At 71.0% G+C, this 21,052-nt stretch carries 21 protein-coding genes and 1 rRNA gene; 13 read left to right on the top strand and 9 right to left on the bottom strand.

Annotated features, from left to right (window positions below; translation table 11 throughout):
- The first annotated feature begins 41 nt into the window (after nt 1-41).
- The 3 genes from MB828_RS20330 to MB828_RS20320 all read left to right on the top strand — a co-directional run bounded on the left by MB828_RS20330 (nt 42) and on the right by MB828_RS20320 (nt 1,133).
- A complete protein-coding gene (locus MB828_RS20330) occupies nt 42-158 on the top strand; it encodes an SGM_5486 family transporter-associated protein (protein WP_089107830.1) in 117 nt (38 codons plus the stop codon).
- A 168-nt stretch (nt 159-326) separates the two neighbouring features.
- Nucleotides 327-533 carry a hypothetical protein gene (locus MB828_RS20325; protein ID WP_133026875.1) on the top strand — a complete coding sequence of 69 codons (207 nt, stop codon included), beginning with the start codon at nt 327-329 and terminating at the stop codon, nt 531-533.
- Between the two features lie 81 nt (nt 534-614).
- The gene (locus MB828_RS20320; RefSeq protein WP_301649448.1) at nt 615-1,133 is read left to right on the top strand and encodes a SixA phosphatase family protein; all 519 of its coding nucleotides are present in this window, start codon (nt 615-617) and stop codon (nt 1,131-1,133) included.
- A 182-nt stretch (nt 1,134-1,315) separates the two neighbouring features.
- Here the strand turns inward: MB828_RS20320 and serB are convergent, their stop codons facing one another.
- Together serB and MB828_RS20310 are read right to left on the bottom strand one after the other, a co-directional pair.
- A complete protein-coding gene (gene serB, locus MB828_RS20315; protein ID WP_133026873.1) occupies nt 1,316-2,524 on the bottom strand; it encodes a phosphoserine phosphatase SerB in 1,209 nt (402 codons plus the stop codon).
- A gap of 325 nt (nt 2,525-2,849) precedes the next feature.
- Nucleotides 2,850-5,048, bottom strand: a complete 2,199-nt coding sequence (locus MB828_RS20310) for a streptophobe family protein (RefSeq protein ID WP_301649447.1) — start codon at nt 5,046-5,048, stop codon at nt 2,850-2,852.
- Nucleotides 5,049-5,281: 233 nt separating this feature from the next.
- On the opposite strand from MB828_RS20310, the gene MB828_RS20305 reads away from it, so the two are divergent.
- A complete protein-coding gene (locus MB828_RS20305) occupies nt 5,282-7,840 on the top strand; it encodes an FHA domain-containing protein (protein ID WP_301649446.1) in 2,559 nt (852 codons plus the stop codon).
- A 104-nt stretch (nt 7,841-7,944) separates the two neighbouring features.
- Here MB828_RS20305 and MB828_RS20300 read toward each other — a convergent pair whose 3' ends face one another.
- From MB828_RS20300 to MB828_RS20290, 3 genes are all read right to left on the bottom strand, one after another.
- Nucleotides 7,945-8,709, bottom strand: coding sequence for a transglycosylase SLT domain-containing protein (locus tag MB828_RS20300; RefSeq protein ID WP_301649445.1), 765 nt, complete (start codon nt 8,707-8,709; stop codon nt 7,945-7,947).
- Between the two features lie 298 nt (nt 8,710-9,007).
- A complete protein-coding gene (locus MB828_RS20295) occupies nt 9,008-10,102 on the bottom strand; it encodes an S-adenosylmethionine:tRNA ribosyltransferase-isomerase (protein WP_301649444.1) in 1,095 nt (364 codons plus the stop codon).
- The gene (locus tag MB828_RS20290) at nt 10,099-10,794 is read right to left on the bottom strand and encodes an SDR family NAD(P)-dependent oxidoreductase (protein WP_301649443.1); all 696 of its coding nucleotides are present in this window, start codon (nt 10,792-10,794) and stop codon (nt 10,099-10,101) included. The genes MB828_RS20295 and MB828_RS20290 overlap by 4 nt, the downstream gene beginning before the upstream one ends.
- Nucleotides 10,795-11,019: 225 nt before the next feature.
- Between MB828_RS20290 and MB828_RS20285 the strand changes: the two genes are divergently transcribed.
- The 4 genes from MB828_RS20285 to MB828_RS20270 all read left to right on the top strand — a co-directional run bounded on the left by MB828_RS20285 (nt 11,020) and on the right by MB828_RS20270 (nt 13,713).
- A complete protein-coding gene (locus tag MB828_RS20285; protein ID WP_301649442.1) occupies nt 11,020-12,165 on the top strand; it encodes a GAF domain-containing sensor histidine kinase in 1,146 nt (381 codons plus the stop codon).
- Nucleotides 12,158-12,799 carry a response regulator gene (locus MB828_RS20280; RefSeq protein WP_301649441.1) on the top strand — a complete coding sequence of 214 codons (642 nt, stop codon included), beginning with the start codon at nt 12,158-12,160 and terminating at the stop codon, nt 12,797-12,799. Before MB828_RS20285 ends, MB828_RS20280 begins: the two co-directional genes overlap by 8 nt.
- A gap of 169 nt (nt 12,800-12,968) precedes the next feature.
- Nucleotides 12,969-13,217 carry a chaplin gene (locus MB828_RS20275; protein WP_132885979.1) on the top strand — a complete coding sequence of 83 codons (249 nt, stop codon included), beginning with the start codon at nt 12,969-12,971 and terminating at the stop codon, nt 13,215-13,217.
- A gap of 256 nt (nt 13,218-13,473) precedes the next feature.
- Complete coding sequence (locus MB828_RS20270; RefSeq protein WP_301649440.1) at nt 13,474-13,713, top strand: chaplin; 240 nt, start codon at nt 13,474-13,476, stop codon at nt 13,711-13,713.
- Nucleotides 13,714-13,749: 36 nt separating this feature from the next.
- Here the strand turns inward: MB828_RS20270 and MB828_RS20265 are convergent, their stop codons facing one another.
- Entirely contained in the window at nt 13,750-14,535 is a 786-nt protein-coding gene (locus MB828_RS20265) for a hypothetical protein (RefSeq protein WP_301649439.1), read from the bottom strand.
- A 150-nt stretch (nt 14,536-14,685) separates the two neighbouring features.
- Here MB828_RS20265 and MB828_RS20260 point away from each other — a divergent pair, with 150 nt between their 5' ends.
- From MB828_RS20260 to MB828_RS20250, 3 genes are all read left to right on the top strand, one after another.
- Complete coding sequence (locus MB828_RS20260; protein ID WP_301649438.1) at nt 14,686-15,477, top strand: ABC transporter ATP-binding protein; 792 nt, start codon at nt 14,686-14,688, stop codon at nt 15,475-15,477.
- Nucleotides 15,478-15,538: 61 nt separating this feature from the next.
- A complete protein-coding gene (locus tag MB828_RS20255; RefSeq protein WP_046728006.1) occupies nt 15,539-15,970 on the top strand; it encodes an NfeD family protein in 432 nt (143 codons plus the stop codon).
- A 130-nt stretch (nt 15,971-16,100) separates the two neighbouring features.
- Entirely contained in the window at nt 16,101-17,045 is a 945-nt protein-coding gene (locus MB828_RS20250; RefSeq protein WP_133026863.1) for an SPFH domain-containing protein, read from the top strand.
- 114 nt (nt 17,046-17,159) lie between these two features.
- Here MB828_RS20250 and MB828_RS20245 read toward each other — a convergent pair whose 3' ends face one another.
- The 3 genes from MB828_RS20245 to MB828_RS20235 form a co-directional block, all read right to left on the bottom strand.
- Nucleotides 17,160-17,669 carry an HNH endonuclease gene (locus tag MB828_RS20245; RefSeq protein ID WP_133026862.1) on the bottom strand — a complete coding sequence of 170 codons (510 nt, stop codon included), beginning with the start codon at nt 17,667-17,669 and terminating at the stop codon, nt 17,160-17,162.
- Between the two features lie 168 nt (nt 17,670-17,837).
- The gene (locus MB828_RS20240; protein ID WP_301649437.1) at nt 17,838-18,377 is read right to left on the bottom strand and encodes a YbhB/YbcL family Raf kinase inhibitor-like protein; all 540 of its coding nucleotides are present in this window, start codon (nt 18,375-18,377) and stop codon (nt 17,838-17,840) included.
- A 62-nt stretch (nt 18,378-18,439) separates the two neighbouring features.
- Nucleotides 18,440-19,222: a sporulation protein gene (locus tag MB828_RS20235; RefSeq protein WP_133026860.1), complete on the bottom strand. Its 783-nt coding sequence runs from the start codon at nt 19,220-19,222 to the stop codon at nt 18,440-18,442.
- A 136-nt stretch (nt 19,223-19,358) separates the two neighbouring features.
- On the opposite strand from MB828_RS20235, the gene MB828_RS20230 reads away from it, so the two are divergent.
- Nucleotides 19,359-20,009 (top strand): DNA-3-methyladenine glycosylase, encoded by a 651-nt coding sequence (locus tag MB828_RS20230; RefSeq protein ID WP_301649436.1) that lies wholly within the window; start codon nt 19,359-19,361, stop codon nt 20,007-20,009.
- A gap of 525 nt (nt 20,010-20,534) precedes the next feature.
- Nucleotides 20,535-21,052, top strand: a 16S ribosomal RNA gene (locus tag MB828_RS20225); the annotation flags it as partial.

Raw genomic sequence — 21,052 nt, 5'->3', positions numbered from 1 at the left:
CCGCGCGGCCCGCGTCCTCCGGCAGGTGCCAGACTGGGCCCATGCCAGTGCTCGACCCGAACCCCCAGAACGGCCAGAAGAAGATGCTGATCGTCTTTGGCTCGTTCTTCGCCATCTTCATCGTCATCGCCGTCATCGCGACCCTCGCGTCCCCCTGACCGCCGCCCCGCCCGGCGACGGTGGGGCTAGCCCCACCATCCCCTAGGGGGTGAGGGTCAGGGTGAAGTGGGTGGGTCACCGGATGGGTCGGCGACCGCGGATTCCGTAGTTTCGAGGTGTGGCCGCGAGGGGCGGTCACCCGAGGACGGAGACCAGCGGAGGCGACCATGCCCGCCCGAACGCACACCCGGCCCCACCCGGCCACCCCGGGCAGCGTCGACATCAGGCTTCCCTGGTGGGCGCTCGCCCTGCCCGCGCTCGCCTTCGTCTCCCTGCTGCTGCTGATACTGAACCCGGCGGACGCCCACGCGGCCACCGGCGACCCGGCCGTCACCCACCTCGTCGAGCGAGTCCGGGAGATCGTCTCCCGTTAGCGCGCCCGCGCTGCCGGACAGGGCGAAGCCGCATGTCAACTCCCTGCGCCCGATGGCCTGTTTCATGCGAAGCTGGGTGTCATGAGCGTCGCAGAATCCCGCAGGATCGTCTTCTTCCGCCATGCGAAAGCCGACTGGCCACAGGTGACCGACCACGAGCGACCGCTCGCTGACCGGGGCCGCACGGACGCCGCCGTCGCCGGACGCAAGCTGGCGGACAGCGGCATCACCTTCGACCTGGCCCTCTGCTCCACCTCCGTGCGCACCCGGGAGACCTGGAAGCTAGCCGTCCACGAGCTCGCGCACCGGCCGAAAACCGTCTACGAGGAGCGGGTGTACGAGGCCGCGCCAGGCGAGCTGATCGCCGTGCTCAACGAGGTGCCCGACGACGTACAGAACGTGATCCTCATCGGCCACAACCCCGGCGTGCACGGGGTGACCGAGATCCTGGCCGGCACGGCCGAGAGCGACGCCCGCGAGCGGATGAACCGCCGGGGTTTCCCCGCCGCCGCCTTCGCCGTCGTCACGTTCGAGGGCTCCTGGAAGGCCCTGGAGCCCGGTGCGGCCGCGCTCACGGACTACTGGGCGCCGTCCGAATGAGACCGGCTCCCCGCCGCCGTACGACCACCTGAAGCCGACGCGACACGGTCGGGGCCCGGCACCGGACCGCGACAAGGGCAGGGCCCGGTACCCCGGTACCGGGCCGCGACAAGGTCAAGGGCCCGGCACCGGATCCCCGGTGCCGGGCCCCTTCGTCCCTCGTGCCCTGCTCGGCCGGCCGATCAGTCCTCGTCCTGGGTGTCCGCCGCCTCGACCTCTTCGCGGGTGACGCCCAGCAGATACAGGACCGTGTCCAGGAACGGGAAGTTCACCGCCGTGTGCGCGGCCTCGCGCACCACCGGCTTGGCGTTGAAGGCGACCCCGAGCCCCGCCGCGTTCAGCATGTCCAGGTCGTTCGCACCGTCACCGATGGCCACCGTCTGCGACAGCGGCACACCCGCCTCGGCCGCGAACCGGCGCAGCAGCCGCGCCTTGCCCGCCCGGTCCACGATCTCGCCGGTCACCCGGCCGGTCAGCTTCCCGTCGACGATCTCCAGCGTGTTGGCCTGGGCGAAGTCCAGCCCCAGCCGCTCCCGCAGATCGTCGGTGACCTGGGTGAAACCGCCCGAGACCACGCCGACTTGGTAGCCGAGCCGCTTCAGCGTACGGATCAGGGTCCGCGCACCGGGGGTCAGCCGCACCTCGGCGCGCACCTTCTGCACGACCGACTGGTCCAGCCCCTTCAGCAGCGCCACGCGCGCGTGCAGAGACTGTTCGAAGTCCAGCTCGCCGCGCATCGCGGCCGCCGTCACCTCGGCGACCTTGTCCTCACAGCCGGCATGCGCGGCGAAGAGCTCGATCACCTCGTCCTGGATGAGCGTCGAGTCCACGTCCATGACGACCAGCCGCTGGGCCCGCCGGTGCAGGCCCGCCGCGACGACCGCGATGTCCACACCGAGTTCGGCCGCGTCGGAGGCCAGGGCGGTGCGCAGCGGCTCGGTCTCCACGCCGGACACCGCGAACTCGACCGCCGTCACCGGGTACTTGGCGAGCCGGAAGATACGGTCGATGTTGCCGCCGGTCTTGGCGATCCGGGCCGCGATGGCGGCCGTCGACTCGGCGGTCAGGGGGTGGCCGAGGACGGTGACCAGGGAACGGCCGAGACCACGCGGGCGGTTGTCGCCGCGGCCGGAGATGATCTCCGCCTGCATCTTCATCGACTCGGCCCAGCTGTGCACGGTCGCCCTGAGGTCGCCCTCAAGACCCGCTGGGGGCTGGGTCACGAGCGCGCACAGCACCAGGCGGCCTCGCGTCACGACCTGCTCGATGTCGACCACGTCGACCATGTACGCGGCAAGAGTGTCGAAGAGGCCGGCCGTGATGCCCGGCCTGTCCTTGCCGAAAATCTTGACGAGGAGAGTGGGGACCTCGGAGGTCTGCGGATCGCTCATGGTGTGACAACCGTAACCGGCACGCAGTGCCTGTGGCGCAGGTGGTCCGCCTGACGGACACGGAACAATAGGTGTCGGGCCGGTGTCGGACGCTTTGCTTCCGGGCGACGGGCGAACGTGCGTGCGATGACCGAGCGGCCGGGGCCCACCGTGCTCGTCGCGCCGTCGCCCACGGTTTCCGGCCCGGTTGCGCGGTTGCGCGCAGTACGGACACCGCGTGCGCGCCGCGCACGAGCTCCCGCCCGAGCTCCCGCCCGAGCCGCCCGCGCCCTCGCGTCCCGCCCGCGCTCCCTGGGCGCCCCCGGGTGCCTCGCGCACGCCGGCCTCATCGTTTCGGCCGCCTGGGCGGCGGCGGGGGAGGGGGCGGAGGAGGTGGCGGCGGTCCGGTGTTCGGGCCGTCCGGGGCGCCGTCGCCCCGGCGCGGCGCCGGACGGGCCCGTGGGGAGCGGGGCGGAGGACCGAGCGGCCGGGCCATCGTGGGGGCGCCGTACACGTCGTCCGAGCCGGGCGGTACCTCGGAGGAGTCCCCGCCGGTCCCCGGCCGCGTCTCCTCCGAGGACCGGTGGCTGCCCGCCTGCGGGCCGTCGGCCGGTTCCGGTGCGGCGGGCGATCCCCGGCGCCCTGGCGCGGCCGGGGCATCCGGGGCATCCGGGGACGCCGCTCCCGGCTCAGGGCCCCGGCCTCCAGGCGCCGGACGATCGTAGGGGCCGGGTACGCGCGGTTCCCGCGCGGCGCCGTACCCCGGCCCGGCCCCCGCTCCCTGCTCCGGCCTGCGAGGCGCCCGCTGCCATTCGGGCCAGGCCCCCCAGCCGTCTCCGCTCTCCCGCAGCCCGTCCGGCATACGGAGGTAGGGGTTGGTGCCCGGATTCGGCGGCCGGTAGGGGCTGCCCGGCGCATACGGCCCCGCCGTCCCGCCGCCGGGCCCGCCCGGAGCCCCCGCCGCCCCCGGGTACGCCGTCCCGCCCGGGGCCCCCGCCGTCTCCGGGTACGCCGGCCCGCCGGCCCGGCCCGTTCCGCCGGGCTCCGCGTTCCCCAGAGCCAGCGGTGCCGCCCGCGACCCCGCCGCCCCGGTCGCCCACGCCAGCAGCCCTCCCGCCGCTCCCGCGGCCGCGCCCCAGGCCGCCCCGAGGAGCAGTGCCATCCCCGACTGCCCGTGCAGTTCGATCCCCGCACCGAACGCGTCGAAGCCCAGCACCGACAGCGAGGCGTCCACCGAGACGCCCGTCAGCCAGGCCAGCAGCGGGAGCGTCAGCGCGGTCGCGATCCCCAGCCGCACGGCACACCGCCCGGCGAACCCGAGGGCACCCCGGCCGGCACCTCCCCCCGACCCCGCGGCGCCCCCCTGCTCCGCGCCCCCTCGCCCCACGGCATCCCGCCCGGCCCGTGTCCGCCCCACCGGTGTCCGTACCGCCGTGAAGACCCCCGCCAGCAGCATCAGCAGTGCCGCCGCGACCCCCAGCAGCCATACCCGGCCGTCCAGTTCGGCCAGGTGTCCCAGGGTCACCGACCGGTCGGAGCCCGAGGTGAGGAAGTCGTCCAGGGGATGGGGCAGGAACGCGGTCAGGACGCCCGTCGCCCTGCCGTCGAAGGGGACGAGGAGGCCGATCGGGAGGCCGAGCCAGACGCCGTTCGGGGCGCCGAGCAGGGCCGCTCCCGCGACGCGCGCCGGATGCGGGTCGCCGACGGCCGCGTAGGCCGCCGCCGCCCACCCCGCCGCCACGGCCACCAGCAGGACCGTCACCAGCGCCGAGGCGGCCGGACGTACCACCCTGTGCACGCCCTCCCAGCCGCGGGGCAGCGGAGTCCGGCGCGACGCCAGCAGGGCGATCAGCAGGATGCCGGCGCACCACGCGAGGCCCCCGGCCAGCGTCGCCGCCGTGTCCACGCGGAACCCGACCGCCGCGTCGGCCTTCACCAGGTCGCCGAGGCGGTCCGGGAGCAGCCCGCCGACATCCCCGATGCCGGGGATGTTCAGACCGCCTCCGCCGCCCCCTCCGCCTCCGCCCGCCCCCGTCAGCCCGTCCAGCCCGAGTGCGCCGCCGTCGATGGTCACGACCGAGTGCCCCGCCCACGCCAGTCCGCCCAGCGTCGCCACGAAGAGCACGACCACCGAGCCCGCGCGGGCCAGCAGTTCGGCGGGCGCGACGACAACTCCGGCCGTGCGCAGGGACCGTAAGAAGAACCATGACAAAAGGAGCGCACCGACCAGGCTCACGCCCAGTGGCGTGATCTCGATGGCTGTCGTCGCTTTGGCACCCTTCAGTCCGAAAGCGGACAGATCTCCGTTCGGTGTGACCGAACCACCCGCCCCGAGTGCCACAACCGCCGCTGTCATCGGGCCCAGGGAGCCCGCCGCGTCGGCCCGCAGCAGGTGCAGACCGAGCGCCGCCGTGCCCGCCATGCCGATCAACGCCCAGCTCACGGCGGCGATCGCGGACAGCAGGATGTCGACCCACGGCAGCCGCGCGCCGCCGCGCGCGCTCTCGACTCCGGTGCCGGACGTACCGGACGTGCCAGAACCCATGGCAGACCCCCCGATCCGCGGAACGCCCCGGGCTGCCCCGTCGCGCTTGTCCTCCTCGCGTGGATTACCACTCTCCGGCCCGTTTTCAACCCCGTCAACGGAAAGAGTCGAAGCGCTCGTACGAGGCCCCCACAGGGCCCGACTTTCGGTCAGAGGGCGGAGCCTGAAATAGTTCCCGACGATGTTCGACATCCCTAGACTCCCTGTGATGGGGGTAACTCGGGGGACTACTCATGGGGCTTGGCGTGCCGGAACTCGTACTGGAATCAAACGGACGTACCTGGACGCTCGAACCGTCCAGGTCATACACCCTCGGACGCGATCCGCAGGGGGACATCGTGTTCGACGACGCCAGGGTCTCCTGGCGGCACGCCACGATCAGCTTCGACGGCCGTAGTTGGGTCATCGAGGACCACGGCAGTACCAACGGCACCTTCGTGCAGAGCCAGCGCGTCCAGCGCATGGAGATCGGCCCGGGCTCCGCCGTGCACCTCGGCAACGCGAACGACGGACCGCGCCTGGGACTCTCCGGCGCCGCGACCGCCGTCGCACCGCCGCAGCAGCAGGCCGCGCCGCAGGCCGCCGCGCCGGCGGCGCAGCCGTACGCGGCGCAGGGCGCGGGCGGCGCGGGCTGGTCCCAGCCGCCCGCGCCACGGCAGGAAGCGGCACAACAGGGCTGGCAGCAGGCCTCGTCGGGGATCCCGCAGCAGCAGGGCGCCCCGGCCGCGGCCTCCGGTGGTGGCGTGGGGGCGCCGCCGGCCTACGGCGACCGCAGCCCGACCACGTTCCACCAGTTCTCCATCGGCCGGGTGATGCGCATCGGCCGTGCCCTGGAGAACGAACTCGTGGTGTCCGACCTCCAGGTCTCCCGCCACCACGCCGAGTTCCACTCCACGCCCGACGGCCGTATGGAGATCCGCGACCTCGGCTCGCACAACGGCACGTACGTCAACGGTCAGCCGATCGCCAAGGGCGGCAGCGCCCTGCTCGGCCCGAACGACATCGTCGGCGTCGGCCACTCCACGTTCCGGATCGTCGGCGACCGGCTGGAGGAGTTCGTCGACACCGGCGAAGTCTCGTTCTCCGCACGCCACTTGACCGTCACCGTCGACGGCGGCAAGCAGATCCTCAAGGACGTCTCCTTCGGTGTCCCGGAGAAGTCCCTGATCGCGGTCATCGGTCCGTCGGGCTCCGGCAAGTCGACCCTGCTGAAGGCGCTCACCGGCTACCGGCCCGCCAACGAGGGCGAGGTGCTGTACGACAACCGCAACCTGTACAAGCAGTTCGCCGAGCTGCGCCAGCGCATCGGTCTGGTCCCGCAGGACGACATCCTGCACAAGGAGCTGACCGTCAAGAGGGCCCTCAAGTACGCGGCCAAGCTGCGTTTCCCCGCCGACACCACCGGCCAGGAGCGCGACGACCGCATCGAGGAGGTGCTGCGCGAGCTGAAGCTCGACATCCACAAGGACAAGAAGGTCACCTCCCTGTCCGGCGGCCAGCGCAAGCGGGTCTCGGTCGCCCTGGAGCTGCTCACCAAGCCGTCGCTGATCTTCCTCGACGAGCCCACCTCGGGCCTCGACCCGGGCATGGACCGCGATGTCATGCAGCTGCTGCGCGGCCTCGCCGACGACGGCCGCACGGTCCTCGTGGTCACCCACTCGGTGGCCGAGCTGGCGCTGTGCGACAAGCTGCTGGTGATGGCGCCGGGCGGTGCCGTCGCCTACTTCGGCCCGCCCGAGGAGGCGCTGAACTTCTTCGGCTACGACTCCTGGGCCGACGTCTTCTCCGCCTTCGAGAACTACCGCGACTACGACTGGGCGGGACGCTGGAAGGGCTCCCAGCACTACCAGATGTACGCCGCGGACATCGACGCCATAGCCCCGCAGGCCGTACAGATGCCGCCGATGCAGGTGATGAAGCCGAAGAAGCCGCAGAGCTGGGGTTCGCAGCTGCTGACCCTGGTGCGGCGGTACGCGGCGGTCATCGCCTCCGACAAGGGCTTCCTGGCGCTGACGGTGATCCTGCCGGCGGTGCTCGGCGCGGTCAGCCTGCTGATCGACAGCGACAAGACCCTGCTGGTGAACCCGGTCAACCACAAGACCGGCATCCCCGTGCCGAACGGCACGGCGACCACGGTCCTGCTGATCCTCGCGGTCGGCGCCTGTTTCGCGGGCGCCGCGAACTCCGTCCGTGAGCTGATCAAGGAACGGGTCATCTACGAGCGGGAGCGCGCGGTCGGCCTGTCCCGGTCGGCGTACCTGATGTCCAAGGTGGTCGTGCTCGGCGTGATCACCGTGCTGCAGGGCCTGATGGTCGGCCTGATCGGGTTCTCCAGCCGCACGATCCCCGACCAGGGCGTGGTCCTCGGCCACTCCGTCCTGTTCGAGCTGTGCATCCCGATCATGGGGCTCGGCTTCACCTCGATGATGTTCGGCCTGGTCATCTCCTCGCTGGTGAAGACGTCCGAGAAGACCATGCCGCTGCTGGTGATGTTCGCGATCATCCAGGTGGTGTTCACCGGCTGCCTGTTCACCCTGAACGGCGCGGTCGGGGCCAACCAGCTCTCGTTCCTGATGCCGTCCCGCTGGGCGGTGGGTGCCGCCGGCGCCACGCTGGACTTCAACAACATCGCGCCCAACACCGACGACCCGACCAGCAAGGACCCGCTGTGGGCGCACACGGCCGGCGCCTGGGGCATGGACATGGTCGTGCTGCTCGTCCTCGGCGTGGTCTGCGGCTTCCTGGTCGCCCGCTTCCTGCGCCGCCACGAGCCCGAGGTCATGCGCAAGTAGGGCCGCACCGGTCGCGCGGCGGCCCCCGCGTGCGACGCCGAAGGGCGGCACCCCACAGTGGGGTGCCGCCCTTCGGCGCGCCGGTGCTGAGGTCCGCGCCTGCCTCAGTACGCGCTGTTGACGTTGTCGATCGAGCCGTACCGGTGGGCCGCGTAGTTGGCGGCGGCGGTGATGTTGGCGACCGGGTTGTAGATGTCCCAGGACGTGCCCGCCACGTGGTAGGCGCTGAAGGTCGGCGGGATCACCTGGAGCAGGCCCTTGGAGGGGATGCCGTTGATGGCGTTGATGTCCCAGTTGTTGATGGCCATCGGGTTGCCGGAGGACTCCCGCATGATGTTGCGGTGCAGGCCGCTGTAGGAGCCCGGGATGCCCTTGGCCTTCATGATGTCGAGGGCCTGGCGGATCCAGCCGTCGAGGTTGTTGCTGTAGGTCTTCGCGACGACCTGCTGGACCTGCGGGCGCTGCGCGGCCCGGCTCACGGCCTGCTGGGCGGCGCGCGCCTTGGCGGCCTTCGTCGCGGCGGCCTGCTTCGCCACCTGGGCGGCGACGTGCTTCACGTGGGCCGCGTGGGCCTGCTTCACGTGGGCGACGTGCAGGGTGTGGGCGCTGGCCGCCTTCTGCTTGGCGGCGATGGCCTCGACCTTGAGGTTCTGGAGGGCGAGCTGGTCGGTGACCGAGCCCTTGACGTCCTTGATCTGCTCGGTGCCGTAGACCACCTTGGCCGCGGTCTCGGGGGACCCGGTCACGGTCGTGTCCGCGCTGCTGGGCACGGCGGAGAAGGCGATGGAGGCGGCGCCGAGGGCGGCGACACCGGCGAGCGCGATCTTGTGATGCTTGGTCAGCGCGGGACTGTGGGTGTTCTTGGGCATGGCAGTGGACCTCTTCGAATAGCGCGGAGGTCGCTCGTTGTCCGCGGGAGGAGACCGGCTCCTCCTGCACGAACACCGCGGGGGGAACCCGCGGTGCTGAGCGACGGCAGCCATTCTTAGCGGCCGCAAAATCCCGAGGCAAAGGTGTGACGTACGACCCCGGGTAGTAGGGCCCGTAAGGGCAAAACGGGACAGACTGGGCCGTCTGTCCCGTTCGTGCGGGGGCTGTTTATCTCCTATGTCCGTTCGTACGTGATGTGCGCCCTATGTGCGGCCTCACATCGGACCTACAGGTTTCTCACGATGAGTTGCTGTCGCAATGCTCTGTGTGAGGCCTCTCCTCCGGCAGGATGAGGTGCACGTCCCCGAACTCGTGCCACAGGTAGAGCCCGCGCAGCGCCTCCTCGTAGCTGCGGTCGACCGCCGGCCGCCCCGCCACCGCCTCCAGCATCAGCAGATGCGAGGCCTCCGGCTCGTGCAGCCCGGTCAGCAGCCCGTCCACCACCCGCACCCCGCGCTCCGGCGTCACGACGAGCTCCGTCCACCCCTCGGCCGCCCGCACCGCCCCGTCCGCCCCGGCGGCCGACTCCACGGCCCGTACGGCGGTCGTCCCGACCGCCACCACCCGCCCCGCGCCCGCCTTCACCGCGTTGATCAGCCGGGCCGACTCCGCCGGCACGGCGAACCGCTCCGCGTACGGCGGCTCGTGCGCCTCCGCCGACGACACCCCCGTGTGCAGCGTGACCGGCGCGAACTGCACCCCCCGGCTCACCAGCTCCGCCACCGTCCGGGCGGTGAAGGGCCGCGCCGCGCTCGGCATCTCCGCACTCCCCGCCCCGTCGGCCGACGGCAGCGCGAACACCGTCTGGTAGACGGACAGCGGCTGGTCCCGCTCCGTGTAGGAGTACCGGACGGGCCGCCCGTGCTCCCGCAGCACCCCTCGTACGTCCGCCGTCGTCCGCGCCCACCACAGCCGCTCGCCCCGTGCGCTCAGCGGTTCCTCCAGGACCAGCAGCCCGCCGCCCGGCAGCCGTACCTCGCTCCCCGCGTGCGTACCCGTACGCGCGCGCGTGGTCCCTCTCCCGTCCGGCTCCCGCAGTTCGACCGCCCACCGGCCGTCCCCGTGCGCCGCGTCCCCGCGCGTGGAGAAGTGCACCACCACGCGCGCGTGCCCGACCCGCCCGTCCACGGCGGCCGCCAGCGTCGGCGAGGTGTTCACCACCAGCAGGTCCCCGGCCCGCAGCAGACCGGGCAGCTCGGCGAAGCCGTGGTGCGACACCGCCGTGCCACGCGACACCAGCAGCCGTACGGCGTCCCGGTCGAGCCCCGGCCCCCGCTGCTCGGCCGGCACCCGCGCGGACAGCTCCTCCGGCACCCTCAGCACGGTCGTCATCGCCCCGCCACCAGCGCGGGCGCCCCGTACCGCCCACTGGCGGGCCGCTCGTCGAGCAGCCGCAGGAACGCCGGTACGACCGACTCCGGCGCCGGCCGCGGACCGTCGTCGTCCGGTACGGCCGCCGTGTACAGCTCCGTCGCCATGTCCCCGGGATCCACCGCCCACACCCGCAGCCCCGGCTCCTCCACACCGAGCACCGCCGCCAGCTGGTCCAGGGCCGCCTTCGAGGCGCCGTAGCCGCCCCAGGTCTCGTACGCCTCGGAACCCGCGTCCGAGCTGACCGCGACCACCGCGCCCACCGGTGACTCCCGCAGCAGCGGCAGCGCCTCCTGGACCAGGCCCAGCGCCGCCACCACGTTCACCTCCAGCGCCCGCCGCAGTCCCTCCAGGGGCAGCTCACCGAGGCGTACCAGGGGCTCGGCGCCCAGCGCGCTGGCGTTGCTCACCAGCAGGTCCGCCCCGCCCAGCGCCCGCGCGGCGGCCACCAGCTCCGCCCGGTGCCCGGCGTCCGTGACGTCCCCGGGCAGCGGCGCCACCCGCACCCCGTGCCCCGCCAGGGCCTCCGCCGCCTCCTTCAGGTGCCCGGCACCCCTGGCGTCGAGCACCAGGTCCCAGCCCCGCGCCGCCAGCGCCTCGGCCAGCGCCCGCCCCAGCCCCTTCGAGGCCCCCGTGATGATCGCTACCGGCATGACAACCGTCCCCTCGGCTCCGTCCGCCCTGGTCGGCGGTGACCCCAACGTAGGAACCGGCCCGCCCCGGCCGCCTCGGACGCGGGCCGCAACCGCACGGGGTCCTTCGGACTAAGCCGACGGTCGGGGCCCCGGGCCCTAGGACCCCGGGCCTACGCCCACCGGCCCCGGCGCTGCCCCCAGCGCCCGATCCCCGGTGTCGGAGCCCGCCGGTACCGTGAGGGCATGAGTCACGGTCCCCGGTCCGGCCTCGCCGCGGTCAGTGCCGCGCTGCTGGCCATGAGCAGGCATCTGGAGGTGCGCGACGTCCTCAAGACGATCGTCGCCTCCGCCCGCGAGCTGCTCGACGCGCAGTACGCCGCCCTGGGGGTCCCCGACGACCACGGCGGCTTCGCCCAGTTCGTCGTCGACGGCGTCACCGACGCCCAGTGGAAGGCCATCGGCCCGCTCCCGCGCCAGCACGGCATCCTCGCCGCCATGCTCCACGAGGCGAAGGTCGAGCGGCTGGCCGACGTCCGCGAGGATCCCCGCTTCGAGGGCTGGCCCTCCGCCCACCCCGAGATGTCCGACTTCCTGGGACTGCCGATCCGCGACGGCGAAGAGGTCATCGGCGCGCTGTTCCTCGCCAACAAGAACTGTCAGAAGCCCGAGGGCGGCTGCGGCTTCACCGCCGAGGACGAGGAACTGCTCTCCATCCTCGCCCAGCACGCGGCCATCGCCCTCACCAACGCCCGGCTCTACGAGCGCAGCCGCGAACTGACCATCGCCGAGGAGCGCTCCCGGCTCGCCCACGAACTCCATGACGCGGTCAGCCAGAAGCTGTTCTCCCTGCGCCTCACCGCGCAGGCCGCCGCCGCCCTGGTCGACCGCGATCCGGGCCGCGCCAAGGGCGAGTTGCAGCAGGTGGCCGCGCTGGCCGCCGAGGCCGCCGACGAACTGCGCGCCGCCGTCGTCGAGTTGCGGCCCGCCGCCCTCGACGAGGACGGCCTGATCGCCACCCTGCGCACCCAGGTCCAGGTCCTCGACCGCGCCCACACCGCGCGCGTGACCTTCGCCGCGAGCGGCTTCCGCGCCCTGCCCGCCGCGCAGGAGGAGGCCCTGCTCCGGGTGGCCCAGGAGGCACTGCACAACGCACTGCGGCACTCCGGCGCCGAGCACGTCGACGTGACCGTGAACCGGCGCGGCGGCGGCGCCGTGCTGCGGGTCACGGACGACGGCACCGGCTTCGACCCGCACCTCACCCGCCGTGCCGGACGCCACCTGGGCCTGGTCTCCATGCGGGACCGCGCGGACGGCGTCGGCGGCACCCTGACCGTGGAGTCGGCGCCCGGCAAGGGCACCGAGATCGAGCTGGAGGTCCCCGGTGGCTGACGCAATCAGGGTGCTCCTGGTCGACGACCACCAGGTCGTCCGACGGGGCCTGCGCACCTTCCTGGAGGTGCAGGACGACATCGAGGTCGTGGGCGAGGCGGCCGACGGCGCCGAAGGGGTCGAACGCGCGCAGGAACTGGCCCCCGACGTCGTCCTCATGGACATCAAGATGCCCGGCATGGACGGCGTGGACGCCCTGCGCAGGCTCCGCGAACTCGACAACCACGCGCGCGTGCTGATAGTCACCAGCTTCACCGAACAGCGCACGGTGGTCCCGGCCCTGCGCGCCGGCGCCGCCGGGTACGTCTACAAGGACGTCGATCCCGACGCGCTCGCCACCGCCATCCGCTCGGTGCACGCCGGGCACGTCCTGCTCCAGCCGGAGGTGGCCGGCGCCCTGCTCTCCCAGGAGGAGGCCCACTCCGGCCAGGGCCGGGGCGGCTCGCTCACCGAGCGGGAGCGCGAGGTGCTCGGGCTGATCGCCGACGGCCGCTCCAACCGGGAGATAGCCCGTGCGCTGGTGCTGTCCGAGAAGACCGTCAAGACGCACGTCTCGAACATCCTGATGAAACTCGACCTCGCCGACCGCACCCAGGCCGCCCTCTGGGCCGTTCGCCATGGCGTGACCGGCTGAGACGCCCTCCGCAACGCTTCACCGACGGCAACATGGAGGGTCGTCCTCCGGGCTGAGATTCATACCGTCGTGGGAATGTCACCCGGACGGCGCATCCTCTCCCGGCCGCCGCCGTTCTTCAGTGCGTGCCGCGGCGACCGCCGTGGCGATCGCCAAGGAGGCTCAAGAAGTGAAGAACCTGAAGAAGGCAGCGGCCGTGACGATGGTGGCCGGCGGGATCGTGGCCGCGGGCGCGGGGATGGCCTCCGCCCACACCGGCGGCGCCCACGCCGACGGCCGCGCCCAGGGCTCTCCCGGCGTCGTCTCCGGCAACGTCATCCAGGCCCCGGTGCACGTGCCCGTCAACGTCGTCGGCAACAGCGTGAACGTCATCGGCGTGCTGAACCCCGCCTTCGGCAACCTCGGCCTCAACCACTGAGACCGCGCCGCATCCGCGGCATCGACCTCCGGCCTCTCCGGGCGCTCCCGGGGAGGCCGGTCGGCTTTTCCACCCGGTGATCTGTCCACCTGGTGATCTGTCCACCGGGTGATCTCTCCGCCCGGTGATCTTTTCGGTCCAATGATCCGAACGGGCAGTCACGCGCCCCGGTCCGTGCCACCGGCGGGCCCACCGGCGTTGATCAGGCACGGCCCACGGTCGGGCCGGACACGCACACGCAGGAGGAACCCTTCCCATGAACATCGCCAAGAAGGCCGCCGTCGCCATGACCGTCGCCGGTATCGCAGCGGGTGCCTCCGCCGGTGCCGCCTTCGCCGACGCCACCGCCACCGGCGACGCCGCGAACTCCCCGGGCGTCGTCTCCGGCAACGTCATCCAGGTCCCGGTCAACGTCCCGGTCAACGCCAGCGGCCTCTCCGTCAACGTGATCGGCCTGCTGAACCCGGCGTTCGGCAACCACGCCACCAACAAGTAGCGCGGGAAGGTCCGGGGGCGCCGGCCCCCGGACCGCCTAGCGGCCCCGCTCCCGCTCCTCCACGACGGAGTCGTACGCCGCGACCAGGGCCCGCCGGGCCGTCCGCTCCACCGGCCGCAACGCGGCACCCCGCGCCGCCATCTCCGAGGCGCTCACCGCACCCCCGTGCCCGTTCTCGTACGCCAGCGAGACCAGCAGCCCCACCCGCTGCGCCAGCTCCAGCACCCGCACCGCCCGCGGCGGATACCCCGGCGCCAGCACCTCCCGGCCGCGCTCCGCACGCGCCCGGTACGCGTCGATCGCCGCCTCCGCCACCGGCCCCGACCCGGCGACGTCCAGCTTCGACAGCACCTCGGTCGCGTCCCGCAGCGCCTCCGCAAGCTCCCGCTCCGCCTCCCCCAGCGACGGCACGTCGGCCGGCGGCGCCTCCCGCACCGGCAGAACGTGCCAGACCACCTCGACATGCACGTCACCGGCCGGCCCGGCCTCGTGCACCTCGGGCACCAAGCCGAACGCGGCGCCGTGGCAGACCACCGCCTCCTCCGCCTCCAGCGCCCGCGCGTTGAACTCCGGCGGCCCGCTCAGCCCCAGCGGATGCCCAGGGGCCGGCAGCGCGACCCGCAGCGCGGTCGCCCCGAGCGCCCGCAGCCGCCCCAGCGCGAGGGTGAGCCCGACCGGAGCCGGCTCACCCGGCAGCCCCTCCACCCGGTGCACCGCGTCCTCGCCGACGATGGCGAGCACGGCTTCATCCGGAGAGACAAGTCCGGCCAATAGGGCATTTCCCCAAGCGGCGAGGCGTCCTGAACGCGGTTCCGTGAGCATGCCCCCACCCTAAGGACCGGACCGATGGATTGGAGCGCCGCACTCGTGGCGTAGATTTCATAAGGGCTGCGCCCACCCGTGCCGCCGCCCGAGCCACAGGCGTACGCGACAGCCGAGACCGGCCACACTGCAAGGGGAGACAACGCGCTCATGAGCGATGTTCTGGAGCTTCAGGACGTATCCGTGGTCCGGGAGGGCCGGGCTCTGGTGGACCAGGTCTCCTGGTCGGTGAAGGAGGGCGAGCGCTGGGTCATCCTCGGCCCCAACGGCGCCGGCAAGACCACCCTCCTGAACATCGCCTCCAGCTACCTCTACCCCAGCAAGGGCACCGCCACCATCCTCGGCGACACCCTCGGCAGGGTCGACGTCTTCGACCTGCGCCCCCGCATCGGCGTGGCCGGCATCGCGATGGCCGAGAAGCTCCCCAAGCGCCAGACCGTCCTGGAGACCGTGCTCACCGCCGCCTACGGCATGACCGCCCACTGGCAGGAGGAGTACGACGAGGTCGACGAGCAGCGCGCCCGCGCCTTCCTCGACCGCCTCGGCATGACCGACTACATCGACCGGAAGTTCGGCACCCTCTCCGAGGGCGAGCGCAAGCGCACCCTGATCGCCCGCGCCCTGATGACCGACCCCGAACTGCTGCTCCTCGACGAGCCCGCCGCGGGCCTCGACCTCGGCGGCCGCGAGGACCTGGTCCGCCGCCTCGGCCGGCTCGCCCGTGACCCGATCGCCCCCTCCATGATCATGGTCACCCACCATGTCGAGGAGATCGCCCCCGGCTTCACCCACGTCCTGATGATCCGCCAGGGCAAGGTGCTCACCGCCGGCCCGCTGGAGCTCGAGCTGACCTCCCGCAACCTCTCCCTCTGCTTCGGCCTCCCGCTCGTCGTCGAACAGCTCGGCGACCGCTGGACCGCCCACGGACTGCCCCTGTCCTGACGGGCGTTGACGCGGCAAAGCACCCTGTCGGGTTCGGTACCCCCGGCCCTACCATGACGATGTGAACAACATCGACGCATGGGTGTGGTGGCTCGTCGTCGCAGCCGCGCTCGGCATCCCGCTCGTGGTGACCGCGATGCCGGAGTTCGGCATGTTCGCGGTCGGCGCCGTGGCCGCCGCAGGCACCGCAGGACTCGGCGCGGGCGTCGTGCTCCAGGTACTCGTCTTCGTCGTCGTCTCCGTCGCCCTGATCGCCGTCGTACGGCCCATCGCGAACCGGCACGCCCTCCAGCGCCCCGGACTCGCCACCGGCGTGGACGCGCTGAAGGGCAAACAGGCCGTCGTCCTCGAACGCGTCGACGGCGCGGACGGACGGATCAAGCTCGCCGGCGAGATCTGGTCGGCCCGCTCCCTCCACCCGGACCGTGCCTACGAAGTGGGACAGGAAGTGGACGTCGTGGAGATCGAGGGGGCCACGGCGATAGTCATCTGACCTCGTAAGACTCAACTGAACAGAAGAGTCCCCGAGTTGCGCGTGCGTCTGTCAGACTCATCCAGCAAGATCTTCAACAACCATAAGATCTGCCGAAGCGCCGAGGCGGAGAAGGGTACGGGGAGCGACGATGGAACCGGTCATCATCGTCCTGGTCATTCTGGTGGTGTTGGTCTTCATCGCCTTGATCAAGACGATCCAAGTCATCCCACAGGCGAGCGCCGCCATCGTGGAGCGCTTCGGCCGCTACACGCGGACTCTGAACGCCGGCCTGAACATCGTGGTCCCGTTCATAGACACCATCCGCAACCGCATCGACCTGCGTGAACAGGTCGTACCGTTCCCGCCGCAGCCGGTGATCACCCAGGACAACCTGGTCGTGAACATCGACACGGTCATCTACTACCAGGTCACCGACGCCCGCGCGGCCACCTACGAGGTCGCCAGCTACATCCAGGCCATCGAGCAGCTGACCGTCACCACGCTCCGCAACATCATCGGCGGCATGGACCTGGAACGCACGCTGACCTCCCGTGAGGAGATCAACGCGGCCCTGCGCGGCGTCCTCGACGAGGCCACCGGCAAGTGGGGCATCCGCGTCAACCGCGTCGAACTCAAGGCGATCGAGCCGCCGACCTCCATCCAGGACTCGATGGAGAAGCAGATGCGCGCCGACCGTGACAAGCGCGCCGCGATCCTCACCGCGGAAGGCACCCGCCAGGCCGCCATCCTCACCGCCGAGGGCGAGAAGCAGTCCCAGATCCTGCGCGCCGAGGGTGAGGCCAAGGCGGCGGCACTCCGCGCGGAGGGCGAGGCCCAGGCGGTCCGTACGGTCTTCGAGGCGATCCACGCCGGCGACCCGGACCAGAAGCTCCTCTCCTACCAGTACCTCCAGATGCTCCCGAAGATCGCCGAGGGCGACGCCAACAAGCTCTGGATCGTCCCCAGCGAGATCGGCGACGCCCTCAAGGGCCTCTCCGGCGCCATGGGCAACTTCGGCCCCCTGGGCGGCGGCTCGGGCGGCGGCGGCAACATCCCGGCCCAGGAACGCCGCGAAAAGCCGAACATCGACTAGGGCGCCTCAAAACAGACGTTCCCCGCGCCCACGTAAGGGGCGCGGGGAACTGCGCGACAAGCCACGACGCAGCCGCAGCCGCAGCCGCGAGACGGCGATCCACCCGGCAGAGGACTAGGCGGCCACATCCCCCGCCAACCACTCAGGCAACGCCGCGTAGTCCTCGGCCCCCATCGCCAGCAGCATCGCATCCCGCGGCGTGGGCTCGAACGGCAGCCGCAGCAACGGCATCCCCGCCTCCTCGGGCGTCCGGTCCGCCTTCCGGTGATTGTCCTCCGCGCACGAGGCCACCGTGTTCAGCCACGAGTCGGTGCCGCCCTGCGCCCGGGGCACCACATGGTCCACGGTCGTCGCCCGCCGCCCGCAGTAGGCGCATCTGTGCCGGTCCCTGACCAGCACTCCCCGTCGCGACCAGGGCGCCTGTCTCCGGAACGGCACCCGTACGTACCGGCACAGCCTGATCACCCGCGGCGCAGGTATGTCCACGTCCGCACCGCGCATGCGCAGTTCGGGGTGGGCCTGCTCGACGACGGCCTTGTCCTGCAACACCAGGACAACGGCGCGGTTCAACGTCACCGTGGACAGCGGCTCGAAACTCGCGTTCAGAACCAGCGTGTCACGCATCCAGCCCACCTCCCATGTGCACCGTGCCCACCCCCGGCGGGCTTGGATCAACTTTGGACGGGCGCGCCGAGATGGACAACGCAATAAAAACTGCCCGCCTCTGATCACTTCCAAGACCAGAGGCGGGCAAACGTTCAATGAACGCTCGACTGATTTTCGCGAGCCGGGTCAGCCCTCGGCGGGAACCGCGTACTCGCCGACCAGCTGCGCACGCGCGATCGCGTGGAACCGCAGATTGAACCCGACGACGGCGGGCGACACGTCGGCATCCGGACCGAGCTTCTCCTGGTCCACCGCGTACACCGTGAAGACGTACCGGTGCGGTCCGTCCCCGGGCGGCGGCGCGGCACCACCGAAGTCCTTCGACCCGTAGTCGTTGCGCACCTGCACCGCGCCCTCGGGCAGCCCCTCGAACTTGCCACTGCCCGCACCCGCCGGCAGCTCGGTCACCGAGGCCGGGATGTCGAACACGGACCAGTGCCAGAATCCACTGCCCGTCGGCGCGTCCGGGTCGTAGCAGGTCACGGCGAAGCTCTTGGTCCCGGCCGGGAAGCCCTCCCACCGCAGCTGCGGCGAGGTGTTGCCCTTGGCGTAGACCTGAGCGTCCTTGAGCGCCGCCCCTTCCTCGACGTCTTCGCTCGTCACCCTGAACGACGGCACGGGCGGGTGGAAGTCATGGGGGAGAGGTCGCCGCTTGAGCTCGGTCACCTCGGTACCTCCTGATCCATAGGGTCGATGCGGATCGAGTACGGAATCCGTGGTTCCCGAGCCTAGAACCAGTTGCGCTTGCTGCCGACCTCGGACAGCCACTGGTTGAGATACGCCGCCCAGTCGGTCCCGTGGAAGTCGTGCAGACCCACCTGGAAGGACCGGAAGGTGTCGCTGCCCTCGCTGAACAGGCCGGGCTTCTTGTCCATTTCGAGGACGACGTCCATGGCGTGCCCGTCCGCGACGAAGCTCAGCTCCACCTGGTTCAGACCCCGGTACTGGGACGGCGGGTGGAACTCCACCTCCTGGTAGAAGGGGAGCGTCTGCCGGGTACCCCGGATGTGCCCCTTCTCCAGGTCCGCGTTCTTGAAGCGGAAGCCCAGCTGGATGAAGGCGTCCAGGATCGCCTTCTGCGCCGGCAGCGGATGCACGTTGACCGGGTCGAGGTCACCCGAGTCGACCGCCCGCGCGATCTCCAGCTCGGTCGTCACCCCGATGTGCATCCCGCGCAGCGCCTGCCCGTCGATCATCGTGACGGGCGTCTCCCACGGGATCTCCAGCCCGAACGGCACCGCGTGCACCGCCCCCGCCTGGAGCTCGAAGGCACCACCGAGCCGCACCTTGCCGAAGTCGATGTTCTGCTTGTACTCCTCGTCGCCGTGCTCCACCTCGACCCGGGCCTGGAGTCCCACGGACAGCCCCTGGATCTCCTGGTTCACCGACCCGCCCTGGATCCGCACCTCGCCCTGGACAACGCCGCCCGGTACGACGTTGCTCTCGGTGAGCACCGTCTCGACGGACGCCCCACCGGCACCCAGGCTCGCGAGCAGCTTCTTGAAGCCCATGACTCTCCCTTTACGTACGGACCTTTGATCCCTACAAACGCGATCCGGTCGCGACCGGTTCCGGCCCACACCCTGGCAAGCGGACGATTCCTTGACCAGCCCTTGGAATCCGCGGCCTGGACTAGGCTCGGACGCCATGATCGTGCCCCCGGACCGTACGCCACTCCCCAGGAGCTTCTTCGACCGCCCTGTACTGGAGGTCGCCCCCGATCTCCTCGGCCGCACCCTCGTCCGCACCACCCCGGAGGGACCGATCGCGGTGCGCCTCACAGAGGTGGAGGCGTACGACGGCCCGAACGACCCGGGATCGCACGCCTACCGTGGCCGCACCCCCCGTAACGAGGTGATGTTCGGTCCGCCCGGACACGTGTACGTCTACTTCACCTACGGCATGTGGTTCTGCATGAACCTGGTGTGCGGACCGGAGAGCAGGGCGAGCGCCGTCCTGCTCCGGGCCGGCGAGGTCCTGGAGGGGGCCGAGCTCGCGCGCAAACGTCGACTTTCGGCCCGATACGACCGCGAACTGGCCAAAGGCCCGGCCCGCCTGGCCACCGCTCTGGACGTCACCCGCGCCCTGGACGGCGTGGACGCGTGTGCCGCCGGTGAGACACCGCTGCGGATGCTGACCGGCACCCCCGTCCACTCCGACCAGGTACGGAACGGTCCCCGGACCGGAGTCGCCGGCGAAGGAGGGAACGGGGACGCCCACCCTTGGCGGTTCTGGATCGCCAACGACCCGACGGTGAGCCCCTATCGGGCCCATGTACCCCGCCGCCGCTCAAGTTGACGCGGCTCTGGAAGGTGCGTAATGTATCCCGAGCCGCTGAACCGGGTACGGCAATCGCCAGCAGTCGGAAGCGGCCACCCACTACCTACGACTTCCCCCTGACGGGGTCGAATTCTGCATGCCCGCATGCCCGAATTCGAACTCGCGGAGCTCGATTATGAGTCTCGACGGGAATCGGCTAACGTAGTGAATGTCGAAAGGCCGACGGGCGAGAGCCGGAAAGCCCCAGACAATCCCGCCGACCGGGAATCGGACGCCGAAAGGATCTGATAGAGTCGGAAACGCAAGACCGAAGGGAAGCCCGGAGGAAAGCCCGAGAGGGTGAGTACAAAGGAAGCGACCGTTCCTTGAGAACTCAACAGCGTGCCAAAAGTCAACGCCAGATATGTTGATACCCCGTCTCCGGCCGACATCGGCTGGGACGTGGTTCCTTTGAAGAAAAAACACAGCGAGGACGCTGTGAACGGTCGGATCATTCCTCCGATCGTTCCGCTCTCGTGGTGTCGTCCCGATTACGGGAAAACATTCACGGAGAGTTTGATCCTGGCTCAGGACGAACGCTGGCGGCGTGCTTAACACATGCAAGTCGAACGATGAACCACTTCGGTGGGGATTAGTGGCGAACGGGTGAGTAACACGTGGGCAATCTGCCCTTCACTCTGGGACAAGCCCTGGAAACGGGGTCTAATACCGGATAACACTCTTGCAGGCATCTGTGAGGGTTAAAAGCTCCGGCGGTGAAGGATGAGCCCGCGGCCTATCAGCTTGTTGGTGAGGTAGTGGCTCACCAAGGCGACGACGGGTAGCCGGCCTGAGAGGGCGACCGGCCACACTGGGACTGAGACACGGCCCAGACTCCTACGGGAGGCAGCAGTGGGGAATATTGCACAATGGGCGAAAGCCTGATGCAGCGACGCCGCGTGAGGGATGACGGCCTTCGGGTTGTAAACCTCTTTCAGCAGGGAAGAAGCGAAAGTGACGGTACCTGCAGAAGAAGCGCCGGCTAACTACGTGCCAGCAGCCGCGGTAATACGTAGGGCGCA

The sequence above is a fragment of the Streptomyces arenae genome (assembly GCF_022343545.1).
Classification (GTDB): Bacteria; Actinomycetota; Actinomycetes; order Streptomycetales; family Streptomycetaceae; genus Streptomyces; species Streptomyces humi.
This window is presented reverse-complemented; position numbering and strand designations above follow the sequence as displayed.